Below are 19,638 nucleotides of genomic sequence, written 5' to 3'. Positions count from 1 at the left end.
CAGCGGTCGGATCAAGTCTAATGCAGCCTTATGGTCAAGCCTCACGGAACGTAACCGTTCCCCTGGCTGATTTGCTATTGAGAACCATTCGCATTATTGTCATTCCATGCATTTCACCGTTGTCAGCTCCCTCGACAGTCAGTGCCGCGAAGCCGCCGCAGAACGGCTGGGCCGCACCCACGACAATTCCGTGGTGGTCCTCCACGACCTCCTGGACGGATCGTTGGTCCTTCGTCGCGTATTCCGCGATGGACGGCTCTTCGAGCGGGAAACGACACTGTTGGAACACGGCTGCCTAAGCTGCACAGTCCGGTTGGATGTAGTCCCGACGGCGGAACGGCTCGCCGCATGCGGCTTCGACCACGTGGTCCTTGGCCTGCCTCCGGGTGTCGCCACGGGCATGGCCGTTGACGAACTCCGGCGCGGACTCGACGGCCCCGTGGTCATTGACAATGCGGTTCTGGCCCTTGATCCGGCGGACGTGGACAATCAGATCTGGGACCGGCACACGCTGTTCGAATCCGGCTTCACCTCGATGCCCAGCGACGAGCGCACCAGCGGCGAGTTCCTCGTCGGAGAATTCGGGCAGGTGGATACCGTGCTCATGTCCCCGGGCCTGGGCTCCGTGTTGTCCGGAAATCCGGGCGAAGGATCGGAACCATGGTTGACGGGAGTTGAACTGCTGGGCGAGCTGGCGCCCCATGCCCACCTCGTGGCTCCGGCTGACACGTTCCGGCCGGGGTGCTTCGACCCCGCCGAAGCGGCGGCCCGGAACAAGCCCGGCGTCGTACGTCTTCCTGTCAGCGAATCCCAAGGTTCCTTCACCACCGTGCTGCATAAAGCCGGTCGTCCTTTGCATCCGGGGCGTTTCCGCGACGCCCTGCCACACCTGGCCAGCGGAACCCATTGGATGCGCGGGCGTCTCTGGATTGCCTCGGCTCCCACAACCCGGATTGCCGTGCAAGGCATTGGTCCCCGGGTCTGGCTCGAAAGCACCGGAACCTGGCTGGCCGACCGGCCTGAACAAGTGCCCGGAACGGACGTCGATGCCGCCCTCGACTGGCACCCGAGCCATGGAGACCGTGGCACGGTCCTGGCCTTCACCGGGTACTCGCAGGACATCGACGCCGGGGAAGTCCGCGATCTCCTGGATAGCTGCCAGCTCACGGAGGCCGAGATGGAAGCGGATTTTGCCGTGTGGGAGGATCCGCTGGATCTGAGCAATGCCCTGTAGAAGCCTCCAAAGCCAAACCACCCAAGTAGAAGGAGAAACACCATGAAGGTCAGGAACTCGCTGCGTGCACTCAAGAAGATCCCGGGCGCCCAGATCGTCCGCAGGCGTGGCCGCACATTCGTCATCAACAAGAACAACCCGCGAATGAAGGCGCGCCAAGGCTAAACGGTCAACGGCCCGTTGTTTAATGGGTGGATGCCCATCCTGAATAAAGACATGTCCCTGTGCATTTCGCTCGCGGCCCGCCCCAGCAATATCGGGACCCGGTTCCACAACTATCTTTACGATCTGCTCGGATTGAACTTTATCTACAAGGCATTCGCACCCGCTGACATCACCCTTGCCGTTGCGGGCATCCGCGGCCTCCCGATCCGGGGCGCCGCGGTGTCCATGCCGTACAAGGAGGCCGTCATTCCGCTGGTGGATGTGCTGGATCCCTCGGCCAGGGCCATCGATTCGGTGAACACGATCGTGAACGACGACGGCGTCCTGACCGCCTACAACACCGATTACATCGCCATTGCCCGGCTGCTGAAGGACCACGAGGTTCCCACAAGCCACACGGTCCTGCTGCGCGGGGCCGGGGGTATGGCGAAGGCAGTTGCCGCAGCCCTCCGGGATGCCGGCTTTACCGCCGTCACCATTGTCGCCCGCAATGAAACCACCGGCCGCGCTCTTGCGGAGCTGTACGGTTTTGGCTGGCAGGACAACGTCAACGGAGCAACCGCGGACCTCATCATCAACGTCACACCGCTTGGCATGGCCGGAGCGGATGAAACTGCGCAGTCCTTCGATGACGCCACCATTGCCGCCGCGCAAGTGGTCTTCGACGTCGTTGCGCTGCCCTCCGAAACGCCGCTCATCACCGCTGCGCGGGCTGCCGGAAAGCCGGTCATCACCGGAGCCGAAGTCATCGCCATTCAGGCGGAGGAACAGTTCGTCCTCTACACAGGGGTGCGCCCGACTCCCGGCCAGGTGCGCGAAGCTTCTGAGTTCTCGCGACGCTGACGCCTCAGGCGGTCACCGGCTCCACCACAACAGCCACCCGCTCCTCGCCGATCCTGGTGAGGACCAGGGTGGCTGTTTTCGCATCCTTGCCCTTGGCAGGCTTGCCCGGCAGCAGTTGCTTGCGGAGCTCTTCGGGGGTCACTGCGGTGCCACGCTTCTTGATGTCCAGGACAGTGATGCCGTTGCCCTTGACCCAGGCTTTGAGGGCCTTGACGTTGAACGGCATCACCTCGAGCACCTTGTACGCGCGGGCGAAAGGGGTGTCGTGGAGTTCGGGAGCGCAAATGTAGGCGATGTGCTCGTCCACCAGATGCCCGCCCAGTCGTTCAGCGACGTCGGCCACCAGCCCCGCGCGGATCACCGCACCATCTGGTTCGTAAAGGAAGCCTTCAACGGGCCCGACGGCGGCGACCGGGCCGCCGTCGAAGTCCTCACCGCTGGTGATCTCCGCGGCGCCCTGGCTGCCAAGGACCAATGCCGCGCGGCGAACGCCGGGCCGTGCAACGGCGTTGAACCACAGCGTGGCTTCGGTGACGTCGCCGCCCACGGACACCCACTGGACCTCGCAGTCCGAAGGCACGGAGTCGTGGGGGATGCCCGGGCCCATCTTGACCCCTACCGCACGCCCCGTAGCCGCAACCCTTTCTACAAACGACAACGGAGGAGAGAAGGCCTCCGGATCCCAGATCCTTTTGGTGCCGGACGTGGAGGTGGTGCGTCGGGCGGGGTCCAGCCAGACGCCGTCGATCCCCTCAAGGTCCACCGACTCCGCGTCCGTGTGCACAACCCTCGCATGCGGAAATGGCATGAGGTTGATCATGGCGCAGGCCGCGGTGGTTTCATCCATCTCCACGGCAGTGACGGCGATATCCATGGAGGCCATCGCCATGGAGTCTGCGCCGAGGCCGCAGCCGAGGTCCGCAACGTGGCTGATGCCTGCCTGGGCGAAGCGTTCAGCGTGGCGGGCGGCGACATTGAGCCGGGTGGCCTGTTCCAAGCCGGCTTGAGTAAAGAGCATCTGGCGGGCGAATTCGCCGAACTTTGCCTCCGCGCGGGTCCGCAAGCGCGATTGCGTCAGAACGGCGGCAACAAGTTCGGGGGAGTGGCCGGCCTTCCGGAGTTCGGCGTTGGTGCCGAATGCATCAGCTTCCCGGTAGGGCCCCAGCGAGGCAAGAAGTTCCCATCCTTCAGTAGTCAGCAAGGGCGCGATCTGTTCCTGCGGTGCGTGAGGCATGGGAACAAGCCTAACGTCGCGCGTCATGGCGGTGTGACTGTGGAATCAGCCGGATAGGGTTGTTTTCATGGAAGACAACGCAGCCCCGCCGCCCTCCCGTCTCGTCACGTACGCCCGTCCTGCCCTGATTGCGGGCGCTGTCATCGCGGTAGTCTGCATCGGCCTGCTGATTGTTATTTTCGCGCTGGACTCCTTCAACGCCGCAGCCTATTCCGTGACGGGCAAGAGCGTCAGCGATGCCACCGATGAGGCTCGCGACATCCGCGATCTCTACAGCGGTGCACGCCTGGGCGGGGTGATCGCGTTGGTGATTTCCGGCGTCGTCGCTGTGGCCTCCGCGGTGGCACTGTACCGCAATCGCGGCGGCTCCCTGGACGGCGACGACGACGGCGAAGACTACGATCTGGACGACCTCCGGGACGAGTGACCACGGTTCACCGATGACGAAATGCTGGCACTCACCTTGACCGAGTGCTAACGCCTTACATAGAGTCTAGTTAGCACTCTCCCCGTGAGGGTGCTAATCCCGCCAGGCGTCCACCGGCACCGCGACGACGGTTGAACGCCACGGCACCCTAGTTCTTAGTCCATGAATCAGCTCATGAAAAGGAGAGTCCGAGTGTCGGTCTCGATTAAGCCTCTTGAGGATCGTATTGTTGTTCGCCCGCTCGAAGCAGAGCAGACCACGGCTTCCGGCCTGGTTATTCCGGACTCCGCACAGGAGAAGCCGCAGGAAGGCGAAGTTGTTGCAATCGGCCCCGGCCGCTTCGATGACAACGGCAACCGCGTACCGGTGGACGTAGCTGTCGGCGACGTCGTCATCTACTCCAAGTACGGTGGAACCGAAGTCAAGACCGGCGGCAGCGAGTACCTCGTTCTGTCCGCCCGCGACGTCCTCGCGATCGTCGTAAAGTAACTTCCTGGAGCCCCGCACCGCCGTCGCGTTGGAATCATTCCGACCGTCAGCGGTGCGGGTTTTCTGTCTCGAAAGGACACAACCATGGCAAAGCAGCTTGCTTTTAACGATGCTGCCCGCCGGTCTCTTGAGGCCGGTATCGACAAGCTCGCCAACACTGTCAAGGTGACGCTCGGCCCGCGCGGCCGCAACGTCGTCCTGGACAAGAAGTGGGGCGCCCCCACGATCACCAACGATGGCGTCACCATCGCCCGTGAAGTTGAGCTTGACGACCCCTACGAGAACCTTGGCGCACAGCTGGCCAAGGAAGTCGCCACCAAGACCAACGACGTCGCCGGTGACGGCACCACCACTGCCACCGTGCTTGCACAGGCCCTGGTAAAGGAAGGCCTGCGCAACGTTGCTGCCGGCGCCGCTCCCGGAGAAATCAAGCGCGGCATCGAAGTTGCCGTTGAGGCTGTCGCTGCACGCCTGCTCGAGAACGCCCGCGAAGTCGAAGGCACCCAGGTAGCCAACGTCGCAGCCATCTCCGCGCAGAGCGATGAAGTTGGCGAGCTGCTGGCCGAGGCCTTCGGCAAGGTGGGCAAGGATGGCGTCATCACCATCGAAGAGTCCTCCACCACGCAGACCGAGCTGGTCCTCACCGAAGGCATGCAGTTCGACAAGGGCTACCTGTCCCCGTACTTCGTCACCGACGCAGAGCGCCAGGAAGCTGTCCTCGAGGACGCCCTCATCCTGATCAACCAGGGCAAGATCTCCTCGCTGCAGGACTTCCTGCCGCTGCTTGAGAAGGCCCTGCAGGCCAACAAGCCCCTCTTCATCATCGCTGAGGACATCGAAGGCGAAGCCCTGTCCACGCTGATCGTCAACCGCATCCGCGGCACGCTCAACGTTGTTGCCGTCAAGGCTCCGGGCTTCGGCGACCGCCGCAAGGCGATGCTCCAGGACATCGCCACCCTGACCGGCGCCCAGGTTGTTTCCCCGGACCTCGGCCTCAGCCTGGACACCGTTGGCCTCGAGGTACTGGGTACGGCCCGCCGCATCACGGTCACCAAGGACAACACCACCATCGTGGACGGTGCCGGAACCGAGCAGGACGTTGCAGACCGCGTTGCGCAGCTGCGCGCAGAGCTCACCCGCACCGACTCCGACTGGGACCGCGAGAAGCTGCAGGAGCGCTTGGCCAAGCTTGCCGGCGGCATCGGCGTCATCAAGGTTGGCGCAGCCACCGAAGTTGAGCTGAAGGAAAAGAAGCACCGCATCGAGGACGCTGTGTCCTCAACGCGTGCAGCCCTCGAAGAAGGCATCGTTTCCGGTGGCGGTTCCGCACTCATCCACGCCCTCAAGGCACTGGATGAGTCCCCGGCCGTCAAGGGCCTCGAAGGTGACGCTGCCGCAGCTGTTGGCATCGTTCGCCGCGCCCTGGTCCAGCCGCTGCGCTGGATCGCCCAGAACGCCGGTTTCGACGGCTTCGTCGTCGCTGCCAAGGTCTCCGAACTCGAAGCCAACCACGGCTTCAATGCCAAGTCCGGCGAGTACGAGGACCTGATCGGCGCTGGTGTGATCGACCCCGTCAAGGTCACCCGTTCGGCACTGCGCAACGCCGCTTCCATCGCCGCCCTGGTTCTCACCACCGAGACCCTGGTTGCCGAGAAGCCGGCTGAGGAAGAAGACGCACACGCGGGCCACCAGCACTAGGTCGTACGTCCCGGAAAGCCCCGGCCACCTTCGAAGTGGCCGGGGCTTTTTGCCGCCTTCCCACCCGCTTTTTCCCGTGGGATGCATCACATTCCAGCCGGTCACATTGAGTAAGAACCCTTAGGATTGTTTTGCCATGTCACGGCCGCATTGACTCTGCCAGCCACAGGCCTTGCACAGGTCCAGCAAGGTAAATCCATAGCGGAAGGTGGACTAATTGACCTTCGGAAGCCCCCTCAATGAACCAAATTGACATGAGAGTTGGGCCAAAACCGCGTATTATGGATGCTTTGTGCCACCCGCTGTGCCACTTGCTTTAAGGAACTGCCTCACGTGACTACCCCAACGTCGACCCCCGCCGCCCACCGTAGTAGGCGGGCTTCAGGTCCCGTTGCAAAGTCCAAGTTCCGCCCTGAAATCCAAGGACTCAGGTCCCTCGCCGTCCTCATGGTGGTGAGCTACCACATCTGGATCGGCAGGGTGTCCGGCGGCGTGGATGTCTTCCTCCTGATCTCCGCGTTCCTCATGACGCTGCAGTTCACAGGGCGTTACAAACAGGGCCGTCGCATGGACCTTTTGCGGCACTGGCTGCACCTGTTCAGGCGGCTGCTGCCCGCCGTCGTGATTGTCCTACTGGGAACCTTGGCGGCCACTTTTGTCCTCCTGCCCGCCACCCGGTGGGCGGACATTGTGCAGCAGGCCTGGGCGTCGTTGTTCTACTACGAGAACTGGCTGCTGCAGAAGCTCGCGGTGGACTACTACGCCACGGACCACAGCCTGGCCAGCCCTGTCCAGCACTTCTGGTCGCTATCCATCCAGGGCCAGGTCTTCATCCTCTGGCCGATCATCTTTGCGGTCGTCGCGCTGCTCTGCCGGCGCTTCGCCCTCAGATACCGCGCCACTTTGGTGTACGTCTTCGGAATCATCTTCCTGGTCTCGTTCATCTACTCCATCATCTTCACGGCCACCAACCAGGCCGTGGCCTACTTTGATACGTTTGCCCGCCTGTGGGAATTCGCCCTCGGCACCCTCCTCGCACTGATCCTGCCGGGGTTGAACTTCTCCAAGCCCGTCCGGGTGCTGATGGGCTGGATCGGCGTCATCGCCATGCTCACCTGCGGCATCGTCCTGCAGGTCCAAACAGCTTTCCCGGGCTTCGTGGCGTTGTGGCCCACCCTTGCGGCCGTCGCGGTGATCGCGGCAGGCCAGACGGGCAGCCGCTTTGGCGTTGACCGGATTCTGAGTTCAAAGTTCCTGGTCCGCCTGGGCGACAACTCCTACGCCCTCTACCTGTGGCACTGGCCCATCCTGGTCATCGCCCTCGCCTGGAGCGGCAAGGACCATGCCGGCTGGCTTTCCGGTACAGCGATCATCGGCCTGTCCCTTGTGTTGGCCTTCCTCACCACGAAGTTCATCGAGAAGCCCTTCCGCCAATGGAAGTGGCCTGAAATGAAGCGTCGTCGTGCGGTTGTCGCCATTGCTGCATGCCTGGCAGTAGCCTCGGCGCCCCTCCTCGGGTTCCAGTACAAACTGGACCTCGACGAACAAGCCGCACAGGCGCGGATGGTCTTTGACAACCCCGGCGCCAAGTCCCTCCTGCCAACCTACGTGAACCAGATAGCCCCCAACGCCCTCACGCAGCCTTCTGCGGAACGGATCGGGCGCGACTGGGCCAAGCTTCCAGACGGCTGCTCGGGCGACACCAAGCCGGAGTCCCAGCTGCTCCAGGACAACTGCCAGCAGAACGACGTCGGGTCCGACGCCACCAAGACCGTGCTGGTGGTGGGGAACTCGCATTCCCAGCAGTGGCTTGCGGCACTGGGGCAGATGGCCGAAGAGCACCACTGGAAGTTGTATGCCTTGCTCTACGGTGCTTGTCCGTTCGCTACCGACGATCCGGACGTCGAGCCCGTGTGCAACGAGTTCAACCACGAAGTCCGGCAACATATAGCCGAGCACGCCCCCGATGCCGTCTTCACGGTGGGCACCAAGGCTAAACCGTCGGAGCCTGACGAGAAACTGACCCGCGGGTTCGAGGAACTTGTCTCCGAGATCACCGCGCGCGGAACCCAGGTCATCGCCATCCGCGACAACCCCCGCTTCACCTACAGCCTGACCGACTGCACCCTCAACAAAGGCGTGGACAGCCCGGACTGCCGCCCCCTGAAGGCCGACGTCCTGGCCGAAACCAGCCCCTTTGAAGAAGTGACGGGCAAGTTCCAGGACCTTTTCCTGATCGACATGACCGACGTGATCTGCATAGGGATCTACTGTCCTCCGATCATCGGCAATACCTTCGTCTACCTGGACGACAACCACCTGACCAAGACCTACGTGAAGAGCATGACGGACATGCTTGATGAGAGGTGGTTTGCCGCTACGGGGTGGCAACAATGATGAGCAGCAGCACGGTCGCGCGCAGCGCGGATCAAGGCACGACGCCGGAACGCGGCTTCCGTCCGGAAGTCCAGGGCCTGCGTGCCCTGGCGGTGCTCATGGTGGCGGCCTACCATATCTGGCTTGGCCGGGTGTCCGGTGGCGTGGATGTCTTCCTGCTTATCTCGGCTTTCCTGCTGACGTTGTCCTTCACCAGGAAGCTCGAAGCCGGTTCGCCGTTGAAGCTGTTGCGGCACTGGCTGCACGTATTCAAGCGGCTGCTGCCCGCCGTCGTCGTGGTTCTGTTGGGTGTACTGGCCGCTACCTGGGCCTTCATACCGCAGAGCCGCTGGCCCGATGTCCTCGCCGAAGCCTGGGCGTCCCTGCTCTACCGGCAGAATTGGCAGCTCGCGGACAACGCCGTTGACTACTACGCGCAAAACCATTCCGGGGCCAGCCCGCTCCAGCATTTCTGGTCGCTGTCAGTCCAAGGCCAGGTGTTCATCCTGTGGCCCCTGATCTTCGCCGCCGTGGCCCTGCTGCAGCCGATGTTGGCCAGGGTCTTGCCGGGGAAGGCGCCGACTCACCGGAACCTGCTGTTTGTCGTATTTGGCGTTGTATTTCTGGCGTCCTTGGTGTTTTCCATCGACCAGACCGCCAACAACCAGGAGTATGCCTACTTTGATACCCCCGCCCGGCTGTGGGAGTTCGCGCTGGGCTCCCTGCTGGCACTTGCGCTGCCGTACCTGAATCCCGGGCGCCGGCTGCGGGTGTTCCTTGGCTGGGCCGGTATCACGGCGATGCTCGCCTGCGGCTTGGTGCTGACGGTGGACCGCTCCTTCCCGGGTTTCATTGCGCTCTGGCCCACCCTTGCTGCGGCGGCGGTCATCGTCGCGGGGCAAAGCAACAGCCGGTTCGGTGCGGACCGTTTCCTCGCCTCCCGGCCCTTGGTCCTTGTGGGAAACAACTCCTACGCCCTCTACCTGTGGCACTGGCCGGTGCTGGTGTTCTTCCTGCTGGTCACCGGAACCACAGCTCCGGGCCTGCTCCAGGGACTGGGCATCATGGCTGTGTCCATGCTGCTCGCGGTCGCCACCACCAGGTTCGTGGAGGAACCCATGCGCCGCTGGGAGTGGCCGGCCGTACGGTCCTGGAGGGCCGCCGTCGTTATTGCCGCCTGCGGGGCCCTGCTGGCGATGCCGGTAACCGTCTGGCAGGGTGTCATAGCGGCCGAAGACGCCGCGATCGCGGGCCAGCCCAAGGAACTGACGCCCGGTGCCGCAGCGTTGTCTCCCGAATTCGCGGGACAACCGGCGCAGGAAGCCATGATTATTCCGGCTCCGGGGGCCATGAAGGACGAGTGGGCCGACATCGATGGACTGTGCACGGGGGACAACGTGCCCAGCGATCCCTTGCTGCAGGGTTGCCTGCAGAACGACGAACCCGAGACCGTCACCAAGGAAATCGTGGTGCTGGGGGATTCGCATGCCCAGCAGTACATGGCTGCCCTTGGCCCCATCGCCAAGCAGCATGGCTGGGAAGTGGTGACGCTGCTGAAAGGCAGCTGCCGGTTTGGGGCCGAATCCCCGGAACGCACGGATGAGTGCAATGAATTCAACAAGGCCAGCGCCAACTACGTGATGGAACACAAGCCTGACGCGGTGTTCACGGTTGCTTCGCTGACGCACGCGGATGCCCCCTTCGAGACCGAGGTGCCCGGCTACCTTGACGGCATCAAGCCGTTCACGGATGCGGGGATCGACGTCGTGGGAATCCGCGACAATCCGCGCTTCAGCATCAACATGCCCGAATGCGTGCAGAAAAAGGGCCCGGACTCACCCGATTGCAATGCCCCGTTGGAGGAGTCCTTGGCTGAATCCTCGCCTTTGGATGATTACGTTGGCAAGGTGGATCGCCTGTACTTGATGGACATGAGCGACTTCATCTGTGAGCAAGGGACATGTCCGGCTGTGGTGGGCAACGTCTACGTCTACAAGGACGACAACCACCTCACCAAGACGTACGTGCAAAGCATGATCCCGATGTTCGAGCAACGCCTTCTGGCGGCCACCGGCTGGAAGGACAGCTAGGTCCCCGCTGCCGCGGAAGCGGACGACCGCGGCCTGCCGCCAGTGCTGTTGCTCACACTCCGGCGTTACGGAATATGGCGATCGCCGCTGAGGTTCTACTATTTATTCAACACTTCTGCACAGGCCAGTCCCGTAATGACGGGCTGGTCATCAGTTGCAACCCCTACCAGTTAAGCCCCCGGAACCAAGGTAAGAGGCGCACACTCATGACCCAGCCCGAACACAATCCTTTCGGCCTCATTGGCCTGACCTACGACGACGTTCTGTTGCTCCCGGGACACACGGATGTCATTCCGTCCGAAGCAGACACCTCCTCCCGGATTTCCAAGCGCATCAGCGTGCAGACGCCGCTGCTTTCCGCTGCCATGGACACCGTCACGGAGTCCCGCATGGCCATCGCCATGGCACGCCAGGGTGGCCTGGGCGTGGTTCACCGCAACCTCGCCATCGACGACCAGGCTGAGCACGTGGACCGCGTCAAGCGCAGCGAGTCCGGAATGATCACCAACCCGTTGACCATCAACCCGGAAGCCACGCTCCAGGAGCTCGACGAGCTGTGCTCGCGTTACCGCGTCTCCGGCCTTCCGGTGGTGGATCCCGAGGGACGGCTCCTGGGCATCGTCACCAACCGCGACACCCGTTTCATCCCCGAGTCCGAGTTCCCGACCCGCCGCGTCAGCGACACCATGACCAAGATGCCGCTGATCACCGGGCACGTGGGAATCAGCCGGGAAGAGGCCTCGCACAAGCTGGCCACCAACAAGATCGAGAAGCTCCCGTTGGTGGACGAGCAAGGCCGTTTGAAGGGCCTCATCACCACCAAGGACTTCACCAAGGCAGAGCAGTACCCGCTTGCCACCAAGGACGACGAAGGCCGCCTCCGGGTGGGCGCTGCCATCGGCTTCTTCGGTGACGGCTGGGAACGCGCCATGAAGCTGATCGACGCCGGCGTGGATGCGCTGTTCGTGGACACCGCCAACGGCCACTCCCAGGGCGTCCTGGACATGATCCGCCGCCTGAAATCCGACCCCGTCGCTGCCCACGTGGACGTTATCGGCGGCCAGGCAGCCACCCGCGAAGGCGCACAGGCATTGATCGACGCCGGTGCTGACGGCATCAAGGTTGGCGTTGGTCCCGGATCCATCTGCACCACCCGCGTTGTTGCCGGCGTCGGCGTCCCGCAGATCACCGCCATCTACGAATCCGCCAAGGCTGCCATCCCCGCAGGCGTTCCGCTGATCGCCGACGGCGGCCTGCAGTACTCGGGCGACATCGGCAAGGCACTGGTTGCCGGAGCCGACACCGTCATGCTCGGCTCCCTCCTCGCAGGCTGTGAAGAGTCCCCCGGAGAGCTCATCTTCGTCAACGGCAAGCAGTTCAAGAGCTACCGCGGCATGGGATCCCTGGGCGCCATGCAGTCCCGTGGCAAGAACACGTCCTACTCCAAGGACCGCTACTTCCAGGCTGACGTCTCCGGCGATGACAAGCTCATCCCCGAGGGCATCGAGGGCCGTGTCGCCTTCCGTGGCCCGCTGGCATCGGTTGCGTACCAGCTGGTTGGCGGCCTCCGCCAAACCATGTTCTACACGGGCGCGCCCACCATCGCCGAACTCAAGGCGCGCGGCAAGTTCGTCCGCATCACTCCTGCAGGTTTGAAGGAATCGCACCCGCACGATATCCAGATGACCGTCGAAGCGCCGAACTACAACTCGCGCTGAGCACTTACTGATCCCCGCGGATTCTCCGCGGGGATCAGTTGTTTAACCACCCGACCCTCGATGTCCGCCCACAGGAATAGGCTGGGCACATGTCAGAGCAGCCCGCACAACCGCGGCACCCGGAGTCGGTCCCGCTTCACCCGCTCCCACCCGGCAAAACACCGCCCCGCAAGCTGGCCTTGCGGCCGTACGCCCGCGCCGTCGGGCAGGTCCTGAAGGTGAGTTTCAACGCCTCACCGGCTGCGGTGATAATGAAGGTCCTGGGCTCGGTCATCTCCGCCACCCTGCCCTTGGTCACCACGTACTTCGCGTCGTTGACCACCACGGCCTTGGCGGCCGGCTACGCAGGAGACCCCGACGCCGGTCCGCGGGCAGTTCTCTACGTCATCATCACCGCGGCTTTGGGCCTGTTCTGGGGCGCCTTCAGCAGCGTGGACCGCTACATCCAGCAGTTGATGAGCTTCAGGGTCGGGGCCATTGTGGGCGACCTGATGTACCAGCGGTTCCTCGCCTTGGACTTCTGGCGTTACGACGACAAAGAGACGGTGGATCTCTACGACCGTGCCAAGCGCTTCTCCGATTCCTATGCGCGGGTCCTGGACCGGATCGCGGCGATCTTTACCCAGCTCGTCTCAGTGATCCTTGCCGTCGGCGCGCTGCTGTTGGTGAGTTGGTGGATTGCGGTGATAGTCCTGGTGGCGATCGTGCCCAGCGTGTACCTCCAGTTCAAGTTGTCCCGGGAGCAGATTGCACACTGGAACACGCAGGTGGACTCCCGGCGCCAACGCAGGATGATCGAGCAGAACCTGCTCCGGCCACAACACATCGCCGAGATGAGGCTCTACGGCATCGTGGGCTATCTCATGGAATTGCGCTCCCGCTTGCGGGATGCCGACGAACGCAGACGACTGGATTTTCAAAAGCGGTACATCCCCAAGCAGTTGGCCGCCGACTCCCTGCAGTATGGTGCCGAAGTTGTGTCACTGGTCTGGGTGGTGGGGCAGATCATTGCCAGAGCGCAGCCTGTGGGCCAGTTCCTGTACGTGCAGCAGATTGTGAGCCGGGCGCTGTCCACGGCCAACAACCTGGTATCTTCGCTCAGTTCCATTGACGAGGACCTGGCCAACCTCAAGGACTACGAACTGTTCATGGCGTTGCCCGTGCCCAGCGGCAAGGAAGAACCCTTGGTGGCCTCGCCGGGCACCGTCGAGCTGCGGGACATCCGCTTCAGCTACACCGGCAGCGACATCGAGGTCATCAAAGGTATCTCCATGACCATCCGGGCAGGGCAGCACATCGCGATTGTGGGGGAGAACGGTGCGGGCAAGTCCACGCTGATCCGTATCCTGGCCGGGCTGTACCGGCCCGATTCAGGGCAGGTCCTCTTGGACGGCAAGGATCTCGCCGGCATCGACGTGACCAGCTGGCACCGGCACCTGGCGGTCCTCAGCCAGGAGTTCCTGAAGTACGAGTTCGCCACCGCAGCCGAGAACATCTACCTCGGTGATGTCGACCTGCCCCGGGACGATCTCCGCATCCGAAAGGCGGCAGCCGATGCCGAGGCCATGGAATTCATCAACAAGCTCCCCAACGGACTGGAGAACCACGTCAGCAACTGGATGGAGGACCCACGCGGGCGCAAGGGGAGCGGCCTGTCCGGCGGGCAGTGGCAGCGGCTGGCAATGGCCCGCAACTTCTACCGGGACGCTTCGTTCATGGTGATGGACGAGCCCACCTCGGCAATCGACGCCTTGGCTGAACACCGGATCTTCACCAGGCTTTTCGCGGACCGCAGCAGCACCATCATCGCCATCAGCCACCGCCTCGCCACCATTGAGAAGGCGGACATCGTCTACATGCTCGAAGATGGGCGCATCGCGGAGCAAGGAACCCACAAGGAACTGGTCGCGCTCCGGGGCCGGTACTTCCGGATGTTCGAATCCCAGCTTTCTGTGGACGAGGCAAGCCGGGCGGCTCCCGAGGCTTAGAGCGGGCCGTATCCGGCTTCTCCGTAGGGATCACGCCAGGTGGCGAGGTCTTGTTCCAGCAGCGCCCTGAAGCGTGGGTCAACTGCAGCCCTGCGCCGAAGCGATTCCCTCGAACGGCCCATGATGGTGGCCGGGATGATGATCCCAACCACAAGGAGGGAGACCATAAAGGCGAGAACCAAGGCCAGTGTCAGCAGTGCGTCAGGATCCTGCCACGTTGAGGGTTTGGCCGTGAAGGCGAACAGCCCCATGAAGACGAGCAGGACGAACGCCACGAAGGAGAGCGCCCCCCGCAGGCTCCCAGGCCCACGATTGACCAGGGCCCGGCTTGTGCGCGGCAACCGGTTCCGAACCCGCACGAAGAAGATTCCGCACAGTGCGCCGAGGGCGGCGCCGGGAAGGCCGAGGGCAGGAAGCATTGCGAGCGTGCCGAGCCGGACTGACAGGACTACGCCCAGAAGGACAAGGACGGCGCCGACGCCGGTTCCGGCAGCCCACGCGCCCATGTAGGCACCCCGGGCGCCGGCGAGCTCACGCAGGCGTGAGCGTGCATTTGCCGGTGTGATGGCAGCAAGCTCGGGGGAAAGCCAATAGTCCAGGGAGCGGTCTGAGTGGTACAGCGGTGCAGGGCCTGACTGGTAACTCACCCGGGTTATCGCTCCAGGCCTGCACGGACGCGGGCGTCGAGTTGATCACGTGTAAGGGCCGTCGAGTCGAGGTTTTCGCCTTCGCCTGCGGCGATCGACAGGGAACCATCGGCCTCAGCTTTGACGTGCACTGCGCGGGAGGTTCCGTCGTCAAAGTGCCGGCGGGTGGTTGCGGCTGCGGGGAAGCCGTCCGGCGCCTGGTTCAGGTAGTAGTCGGCCATCTGCACTGCAGTGGTGACCATGCCTTCAGCGCCCGTAATGGGGTGCAGCTCGTGAACGCCGTACTTGCTCAGATTGAGCAACAGGGCGCCCTGCTCTGCGCCGAACATGAAGGAAACGTGCTCCGAGGCCGGGGTAACGAGGGCTGTTTCCAACCATGCTGTGGCATCGGCAAGGACTGCTGTCACTGTGGCGGCCGGCCCAACCGGAAGGAGTGCGTCGTTTTCTATCTTCATCAACCCACGTTCCAACAGCGTCGCAACACCGGCCTGTTCCAGCGGCGACCCGGCTGCGCGGTCCAGGCGGAACAGGGTCTGGCACCTCAGGGCGCCATCGGTGCCAGCCAGCGCGATGAGTGCAATGAGCTCATGTTCGGTGATGAGCAGTGCCTGGTTTTCTTCGGTCTGGGTGGTCATTTCTGCCTTCTTTTGTGCGGTTCTCTGTCCAGTCTATGAAGCGGCGCGGTCAGGTGAGCCATCCCCAGACCTTCTTGGCGCCGTCGGCTATTGCTCCAGCGGCGTCCTGGGCACCCTCCCAGACATGCTTGGCGCCGTCAGCGATCATCGAAGACGCGGAGTCGTAGCCCATGTTGGTAGCCAACAGGCCCAGGCCACCCCAAGCGATGCCGGCAACGGCGCAGGCGGGGCCAACCACCGGAAAAAAGCTGCCCACTGCCAAGGCAGCAGAGATCCCGCCGTCCACCGCCATTCCGGGATGTCCCGTCTGGAATCCTTGGTAGACCTGAATTCCGCCAGTGACGAACCCCAAGGCCCCCGAGAGCCGCCCGAGCATGGAAGTGCCGTTCAGAAGCTGGGTGCCCTTGACATATCCGGCGCCGGCGGCCTGGCCGTACTGTGCGCTGAGCCAGGGCCACTTGGTCAGCTCCGTAACCAACCCGCCCTTGGCCATTTGGGCCAGGATCGAGTCCGTAGCCAAACCGTTCGCAGTGACGATGGCGTTCCCTGCCCACCATCCCTGGCTGCCGGTGACGCCTAACAGTCCCTCCCAACCAGTGGTCGGAGTGTCGTCGCTGACGGTGCCACCGGGAGTCTGCGGGCTGTTGGCCCCTGCAGACCCTCCGCTGGAGGCCCCACCTTGGGTGCTGGCCTGCTGCTGTTCGTCAGCCTGGGTCCGCAGTGTCTTGGAAACGTCCTCCAGGGAACGGGAGGCGTTGTGCAACAGGGGCCGCAGGGTGCTGCTCCATTCGCGGCGGAAACGCTCTCCGTCGGTTCCCTTCCATGCAACGGAGGAAATCAGGCCGTTGATCTGGAGTTCCTGGTTCTGGAGCCGGCTCCCGGCCTGTCCCATTTGTTTGGATAACGACCGAAGCTGTTCAACGTCGGCTCCGTAGAGTCCAGGCGCCATGGGTCCCCCTTGCATGGTGTACGTGTGTTTTCCGCAGGCTATCTGATCCGCAAAGGATGCTGCCATGGGCAAAGCTGCCCATGTGGAAAGCTGCCCGGCCTGCGGGGCGGTGCCAGGTTGCGCGAGGGGTCCAGTAAAGTTAGAGCCGTGACTTATGAGATTGAGATTGGCCGTGGCAAGCGTGGGCGTCGTGCCTACTCCCTGGATGACATCGCGATCGTTCCGAACCGACGGACGCGTGACCCGAAGGACGTCTCGGTTTCGTGGCAGATCGACGCCTACAAGTTCGACATGCCCGTCATCGCTGCACCGATGGACTCGGTGATGTCGCCGGAGTCCGCCATCGCCTTGGGGCGTTTGGGCGGCCTCGGCGTCCTGGACCTTGAAGGACTGTGGACCCGGTACGAGGACCCTCAGAAGGTGCTGGACGAGATTGCAGGCCTGGCCGACGAGACCAGCAGCCCGGCCGTGACGCGGCGCATGCAGGATCTCTACCAGGCTCCAGTGCAGCCCGAACTCATCAGTTCCCGCCTGGCCGAGATCCGCGCCGCAGGCGTGACCGTGGCAGGTTCCCTTACCCCGCAGCGCACCCAGGAACACTACAAGACCGTGGTGGCTGCCGGCGTCGACATCTTTGTCATCCGTGGCACAACCGTCTCCGCCGAGCACGTCTCCAAGAACCACGAGCCACTCAACCTCAAGCAGTTCATCTACGAACTCGATGTTCCCGTCATCGTCGGTGGCGCGGCCGGATACACCCCTGCCCTGCACCTGATGCGGACCGGCGCGGCCGGCGTCCTGGTCGGCTTCGGCGGCGGCGCCACGACCACCACCCGCCGCGCGTTGGGCATCCACTCGCCGATGGCCTCGGCCATTTCCGACGTCGCCGCAGCACGCCGTGACTACATGGATGAGTCCGGCGGACGTTACGTCCATGTCATTGCCGACGGCGGCATGGGCCGCTCAGGCGACATCGTCAAGGCCATCGCCATGGGCGCTGACGCCGTCATGCTCGGCAGTGCCCTTGCCCGTGCCGAAGAAGCCCCGGGCCGCGGCTGGCACTGGGGTCCGGAAGCGCACCACCTGGAGTCCCCGCGCGGCGACCGTGTCAACGTTGGCACTGTTGGGCCGCTCGAGGAAGTCCTGTTCGGGCCCGGTCACCACACGGACGGAACATCCAACCTGATCGGCGCCCTGCGCCGTTCCATGGCGACCACCGGCTACTCGGACTTGAAGGAATTCCAGCGCGTCGACGTCGTCGTCTCGCCGTACCTGGGCTAAACCTTCGGGACGGAACAGCAGCCCTGCCCAACTCGACGGGCAGCAAGTAGGGTAGGGGATTACCAGCTGTTGCGTTTGAGGAGGGGTCCGATGAGCAATGTCGCAGGCGGTCCGCAGGCATCTCCGGGAGCACTGAGCCCGGAGTCCCGTGCCGCATCCATCGATGTCCTGAAATCCACTGCCGAGCCCGGCAAGGAACTGGACATCCTGATCGTCGGTGGTGGCGTGGTGGGCGCCGGGGCTGCATTGGATGCAGTCACGCGGGGACTCACCGTTGGGATCGTCGAAGCCAGGGACTGGGCCTCCGGTACGTCATCGAGGTCCTCCAAGCTCATTCATGGTGGCCTCCGCTATCTGGAGATGCTGGATTTCGGCCTGGTCCAGGAAGCCCTTCAGGAACGCGGACTGTTGATCCAGCAGATCGCTCCGCACCTGGTCCGGCCGGTGCCGTTCCTCTACCCGCTGACCCACCGCTTCTGGGAGCGCCCCTACGTGGGCGCGGGCATCATGCTGTACGACACCCTGGGATTGACGTCCGGCCACAGCCGCGGCGTACCGATGCACAAGCACCTCTTCCGCCGTGGCACACTGCGTGCGGCTCCCAGCCTCAAGGACGACGCCTTCGTAGGATCCATCCGCTACTACGACGCCCAGGTTGACGATGCCCGGCTGGTGGTCAACCTGGTCCGGACCGCCGTGCACTACGGAGCCCACGCCGCCAACCGCGTACGCGTAGTGGATTTCCTCCGCGAAGGTGAACGCGTGGTGGGTGCCAAGGTGGAAAACCAGGAAGACGGCAGCGTCTTTGAGGTGCGGGCCAAGCAGGTGGTCAATGCCACTGGCGTGTGGACTGACGAAACACAGGCCATGGTCACCGACCGTGGCCAGCTGAAGGTTCGTGCGTCCAAGGGCATCCACCTGGTGGTGCCACGTGACCGCTTCCAGTCCACGGTGGGCTTGATTCTTCGGACCGAAAAGTCCGTGCTCTTTGTGATCCCCTGGGGCAGGCACTGGATCATCGGGACCACTGACACCGACTGGAAGCTGGATAAGGCCCATCCTGCTGCCTCCAGCAAGGACATCGACTACGTGCTGGAACACGTCAACAAAGTGCTCAAGAGGCCGCTGACCCGCGAGGACGTCGAAGGCGTCTATGCGGGTCTCCGGCCCCTCCTGGCCGGCGACAACGACTCCACGGCCAAGTTGTCGCGCGAGCACGTCGTGGCCCATCCCGTCCCCGGACTGGTTGTGGTGGCGGGAGGCAAATACACCACCTACCGTGTCATGGCCAAGGATGCTGTGGACGAAGCAACCCGGGCCATGGATGAGCGCGTCCCGTCCAGTTGCACGGACACCATTCCCTTGCTGGGTGCCGAAGGATTCAAGGCTGCCTGGAACCGGCGTGGCAGGTCCGCCGAGCAGGCCGGGGTGCATGTGGCGCGTGTGGAGCACCTGCTGAACCGCTTCGGATCCATGGCATCGGAAGTGCTCTCAGCGATTTCCGAACGGCCGGAGCTAGGGGAGCCGTTGCCGGGCGCCGATGACTATCTCGCCGCCGAAGTTGTCTACGCGACAACCCACGAGGGTGCCCGGCACGTCGACGATGTCCTCACCCGCCGCACGCGTATCTCCATTGAAGCCTGGGACCGGGGTGTGTCTGCGGCGCCCGTAGTGGCTAAGCTGATGGGAGAAATCCTTGGCTGGAGCGATGCCCAGCGTGAAAGCGAGATCAAACACTACCTGGCACGGGTGGAGGCTGAGCGACTGAGCCAACAGCAACCCGATGACGAATCGGCCGATGCCGCGCGTATGGGAGTGGATGACATCGTTCCTCTCCGCTGAACGGCCCAGGGAATTGAGGCCG

Annotated in this window: 16 protein-coding genes; 12 read left to right on the top strand and 4 right to left on the bottom strand. The window is 63.5% G+C overall.

Translation table 11 applies throughout. The features are described 5' to 3' along the window. The first annotated feature begins 106 nt into the window (after positions 1-106). From N5P29_RS14565 to N5P29_RS14555, 3 genes are read left to right on the top strand one after another with little or no spacing between them, the layout of a single operon-like run. Positions 107-1,234, top strand: coding sequence for a GTP-binding protein (locus N5P29_RS14565; protein ID WP_262275569.1), 1,128 nt, complete (start codon positions 107-109; stop codon positions 1,232-1,234). A 42-nt stretch (positions 1,235-1,276) separates the two neighbouring features. Continuing rightward, positions 1,277-1,399, top strand: a complete 123-nt coding sequence (gene ykgO / locus N5P29_RS14560) for a type B 50S ribosomal protein L36 (RefSeq protein WP_011775528.1) — start codon at positions 1,277-1,279, stop codon at positions 1,397-1,399. Between the two features lie 30 nt (positions 1,400-1,429). Further along, positions 1,430-2,242 (top strand): shikimate 5-dehydrogenase, encoded by an 813-nt coding sequence (locus N5P29_RS14555; protein WP_262275568.1) that lies wholly within the window; start codon positions 1,430-1,432, stop codon positions 2,240-2,242. 4 nt (positions 2,243-2,246) lie between these two features. Here the strand turns inward: N5P29_RS14555 and N5P29_RS14550 are convergent, their stop codons facing one another. Beyond that, on the bottom strand, positions 2,247-3,476 hold the full coding sequence (locus N5P29_RS14550) for a THUMP-like domain-containing protein (protein WP_262275567.1): 1,230 nt from the start codon (positions 3,474-3,476) through the stop codon (positions 2,247-2,249). A 67-nt stretch (positions 3,477-3,543) separates the two neighbouring features. Between N5P29_RS14550 and N5P29_RS14545 the strand changes: the two genes are divergently transcribed. The 7 genes from N5P29_RS14545 to N5P29_RS14515 all read left to right on the top strand — a co-directional run bounded on the left by N5P29_RS14545 (position 3,544) and on the right by N5P29_RS14515 (position 14,262). Further along, positions 3,544-3,903, top strand: a complete 360-nt coding sequence (locus tag N5P29_RS14545) for a hypothetical protein (protein WP_262275566.1) — start codon at positions 3,544-3,546, stop codon at positions 3,901-3,903. 192 nt (positions 3,904-4,095) lie between these two features. Further along, the gene (groES, locus tag N5P29_RS14540; RefSeq protein ID WP_018776625.1) at positions 4,096-4,392 is read left to right on the top strand and encodes a co-chaperone GroES; all 297 of its coding nucleotides are present in this window, start codon (positions 4,096-4,098) and stop codon (positions 4,390-4,392) included. An 84-nt stretch (positions 4,393-4,476) separates the two neighbouring features. Next, positions 4,477-6,090, top strand: coding sequence for a chaperonin GroEL (gene groL, locus N5P29_RS14535; protein WP_144659493.1), 1,614 nt, complete (start codon positions 4,477-4,479; stop codon positions 6,088-6,090). 285 nt (positions 6,091-6,375) lie between these two features. Further along, complete coding sequence (locus tag N5P29_RS14530) at positions 6,376-8,487, top strand: acyltransferase family protein (RefSeq protein WP_410007878.1); 2,112 nt, start codon at positions 6,376-6,378, stop codon at positions 8,485-8,487. Then, positions 8,487-10,556, top strand: a complete 2,070-nt coding sequence (locus N5P29_RS14525; protein ID WP_262278599.1) for an acyltransferase family protein — start codon at positions 8,487-8,489, stop codon at positions 10,554-10,556. The genes N5P29_RS14530 and N5P29_RS14525 overlap by 1 nt, the downstream gene beginning before the upstream one ends. A 206-nt stretch (positions 10,557-10,762) precedes the next feature. Then, positions 10,763-12,274 (top strand): IMP dehydrogenase, encoded by a 1,512-nt coding sequence (guaB, locus tag N5P29_RS14520; protein ID WP_144659498.1) that lies wholly within the window; start codon positions 10,763-10,765, stop codon positions 12,272-12,274. Positions 12,275-12,363: 89 nt separating this feature from the next. Beyond that, complete coding sequence (locus N5P29_RS14515) at positions 12,364-14,262, top strand: ABC transporter ATP-binding protein (RefSeq protein WP_262275564.1); 1,899 nt, start codon at positions 12,364-12,366, stop codon at positions 14,260-14,262. Here the strand turns inward: N5P29_RS14515 and N5P29_RS14510 are convergent. Genes N5P29_RS14510 through N5P29_RS14500 form a run of 3 tightly spaced genes read right to left on the bottom strand, consistent with a single transcriptional unit; the run spans position 14,259 to position 16,493 of the window. Further along, on the bottom strand, positions 14,259-14,909 hold the full coding sequence (locus N5P29_RS14510; RefSeq protein ID WP_262275563.1) for a hypothetical protein: 651 nt from the start codon (positions 14,907-14,909) through the stop codon (positions 14,259-14,261). The two genes, N5P29_RS14515 and N5P29_RS14510, sit on opposite strands and share 4 nt — an antisense overlap. Positions 14,910-14,914: 5 nt before the next feature. After that, complete coding sequence (locus N5P29_RS14505; RefSeq protein WP_262275562.1) at positions 14,915-15,544, bottom strand: hypothetical protein; 630 nt, start codon at positions 15,542-15,544, stop codon at positions 14,915-14,917. 49 nt (positions 15,545-15,593) lie between these two features. Beyond that, on the bottom strand, positions 15,594-16,493 hold the full coding sequence (locus tag N5P29_RS14500) for a WXG100 family type VII secretion target (RefSeq protein ID WP_262275561.1): 900 nt from the start codon (positions 16,491-16,493) through the stop codon (positions 15,594-15,596). Between the two features lie 147 nt (positions 16,494-16,640). On the opposite strand from N5P29_RS14500, the gene N5P29_RS14495 reads away from it, so the two are divergent. Beyond that, positions 16,641-17,774, top strand: a complete 1,134-nt coding sequence (locus N5P29_RS14495) for a GuaB3 family IMP dehydrogenase-related protein (protein ID WP_144659509.1) — start codon at positions 16,641-16,643, stop codon at positions 17,772-17,774. A 90-nt stretch (positions 17,775-17,864) separates the two neighbouring features. Beyond that, the gene (locus tag N5P29_RS14490) at positions 17,865-19,616 is read left to right on the top strand and encodes a glycerol-3-phosphate dehydrogenase/oxidase (RefSeq protein WP_262275560.1); all 1,752 of its coding nucleotides are present in this window, start codon (positions 17,865-17,867) and stop codon (positions 19,614-19,616) included. Positions 19,617-19,638 lie beyond the last annotated feature (22 nt).

The sequence above is a fragment of the Paenarthrobacter sp. JL.01a genome (assembly GCF_025452095.1).
Taxonomy (GTDB): Bacteria; Actinomycetota; Actinomycetes; order Actinomycetales; family Micrococcaceae; genus Arthrobacter.
The sequence above is the reverse complement of the archived record's forward strand: the minus strand, read 5'-3'. Positions and strand labels throughout refer to the sequence as shown.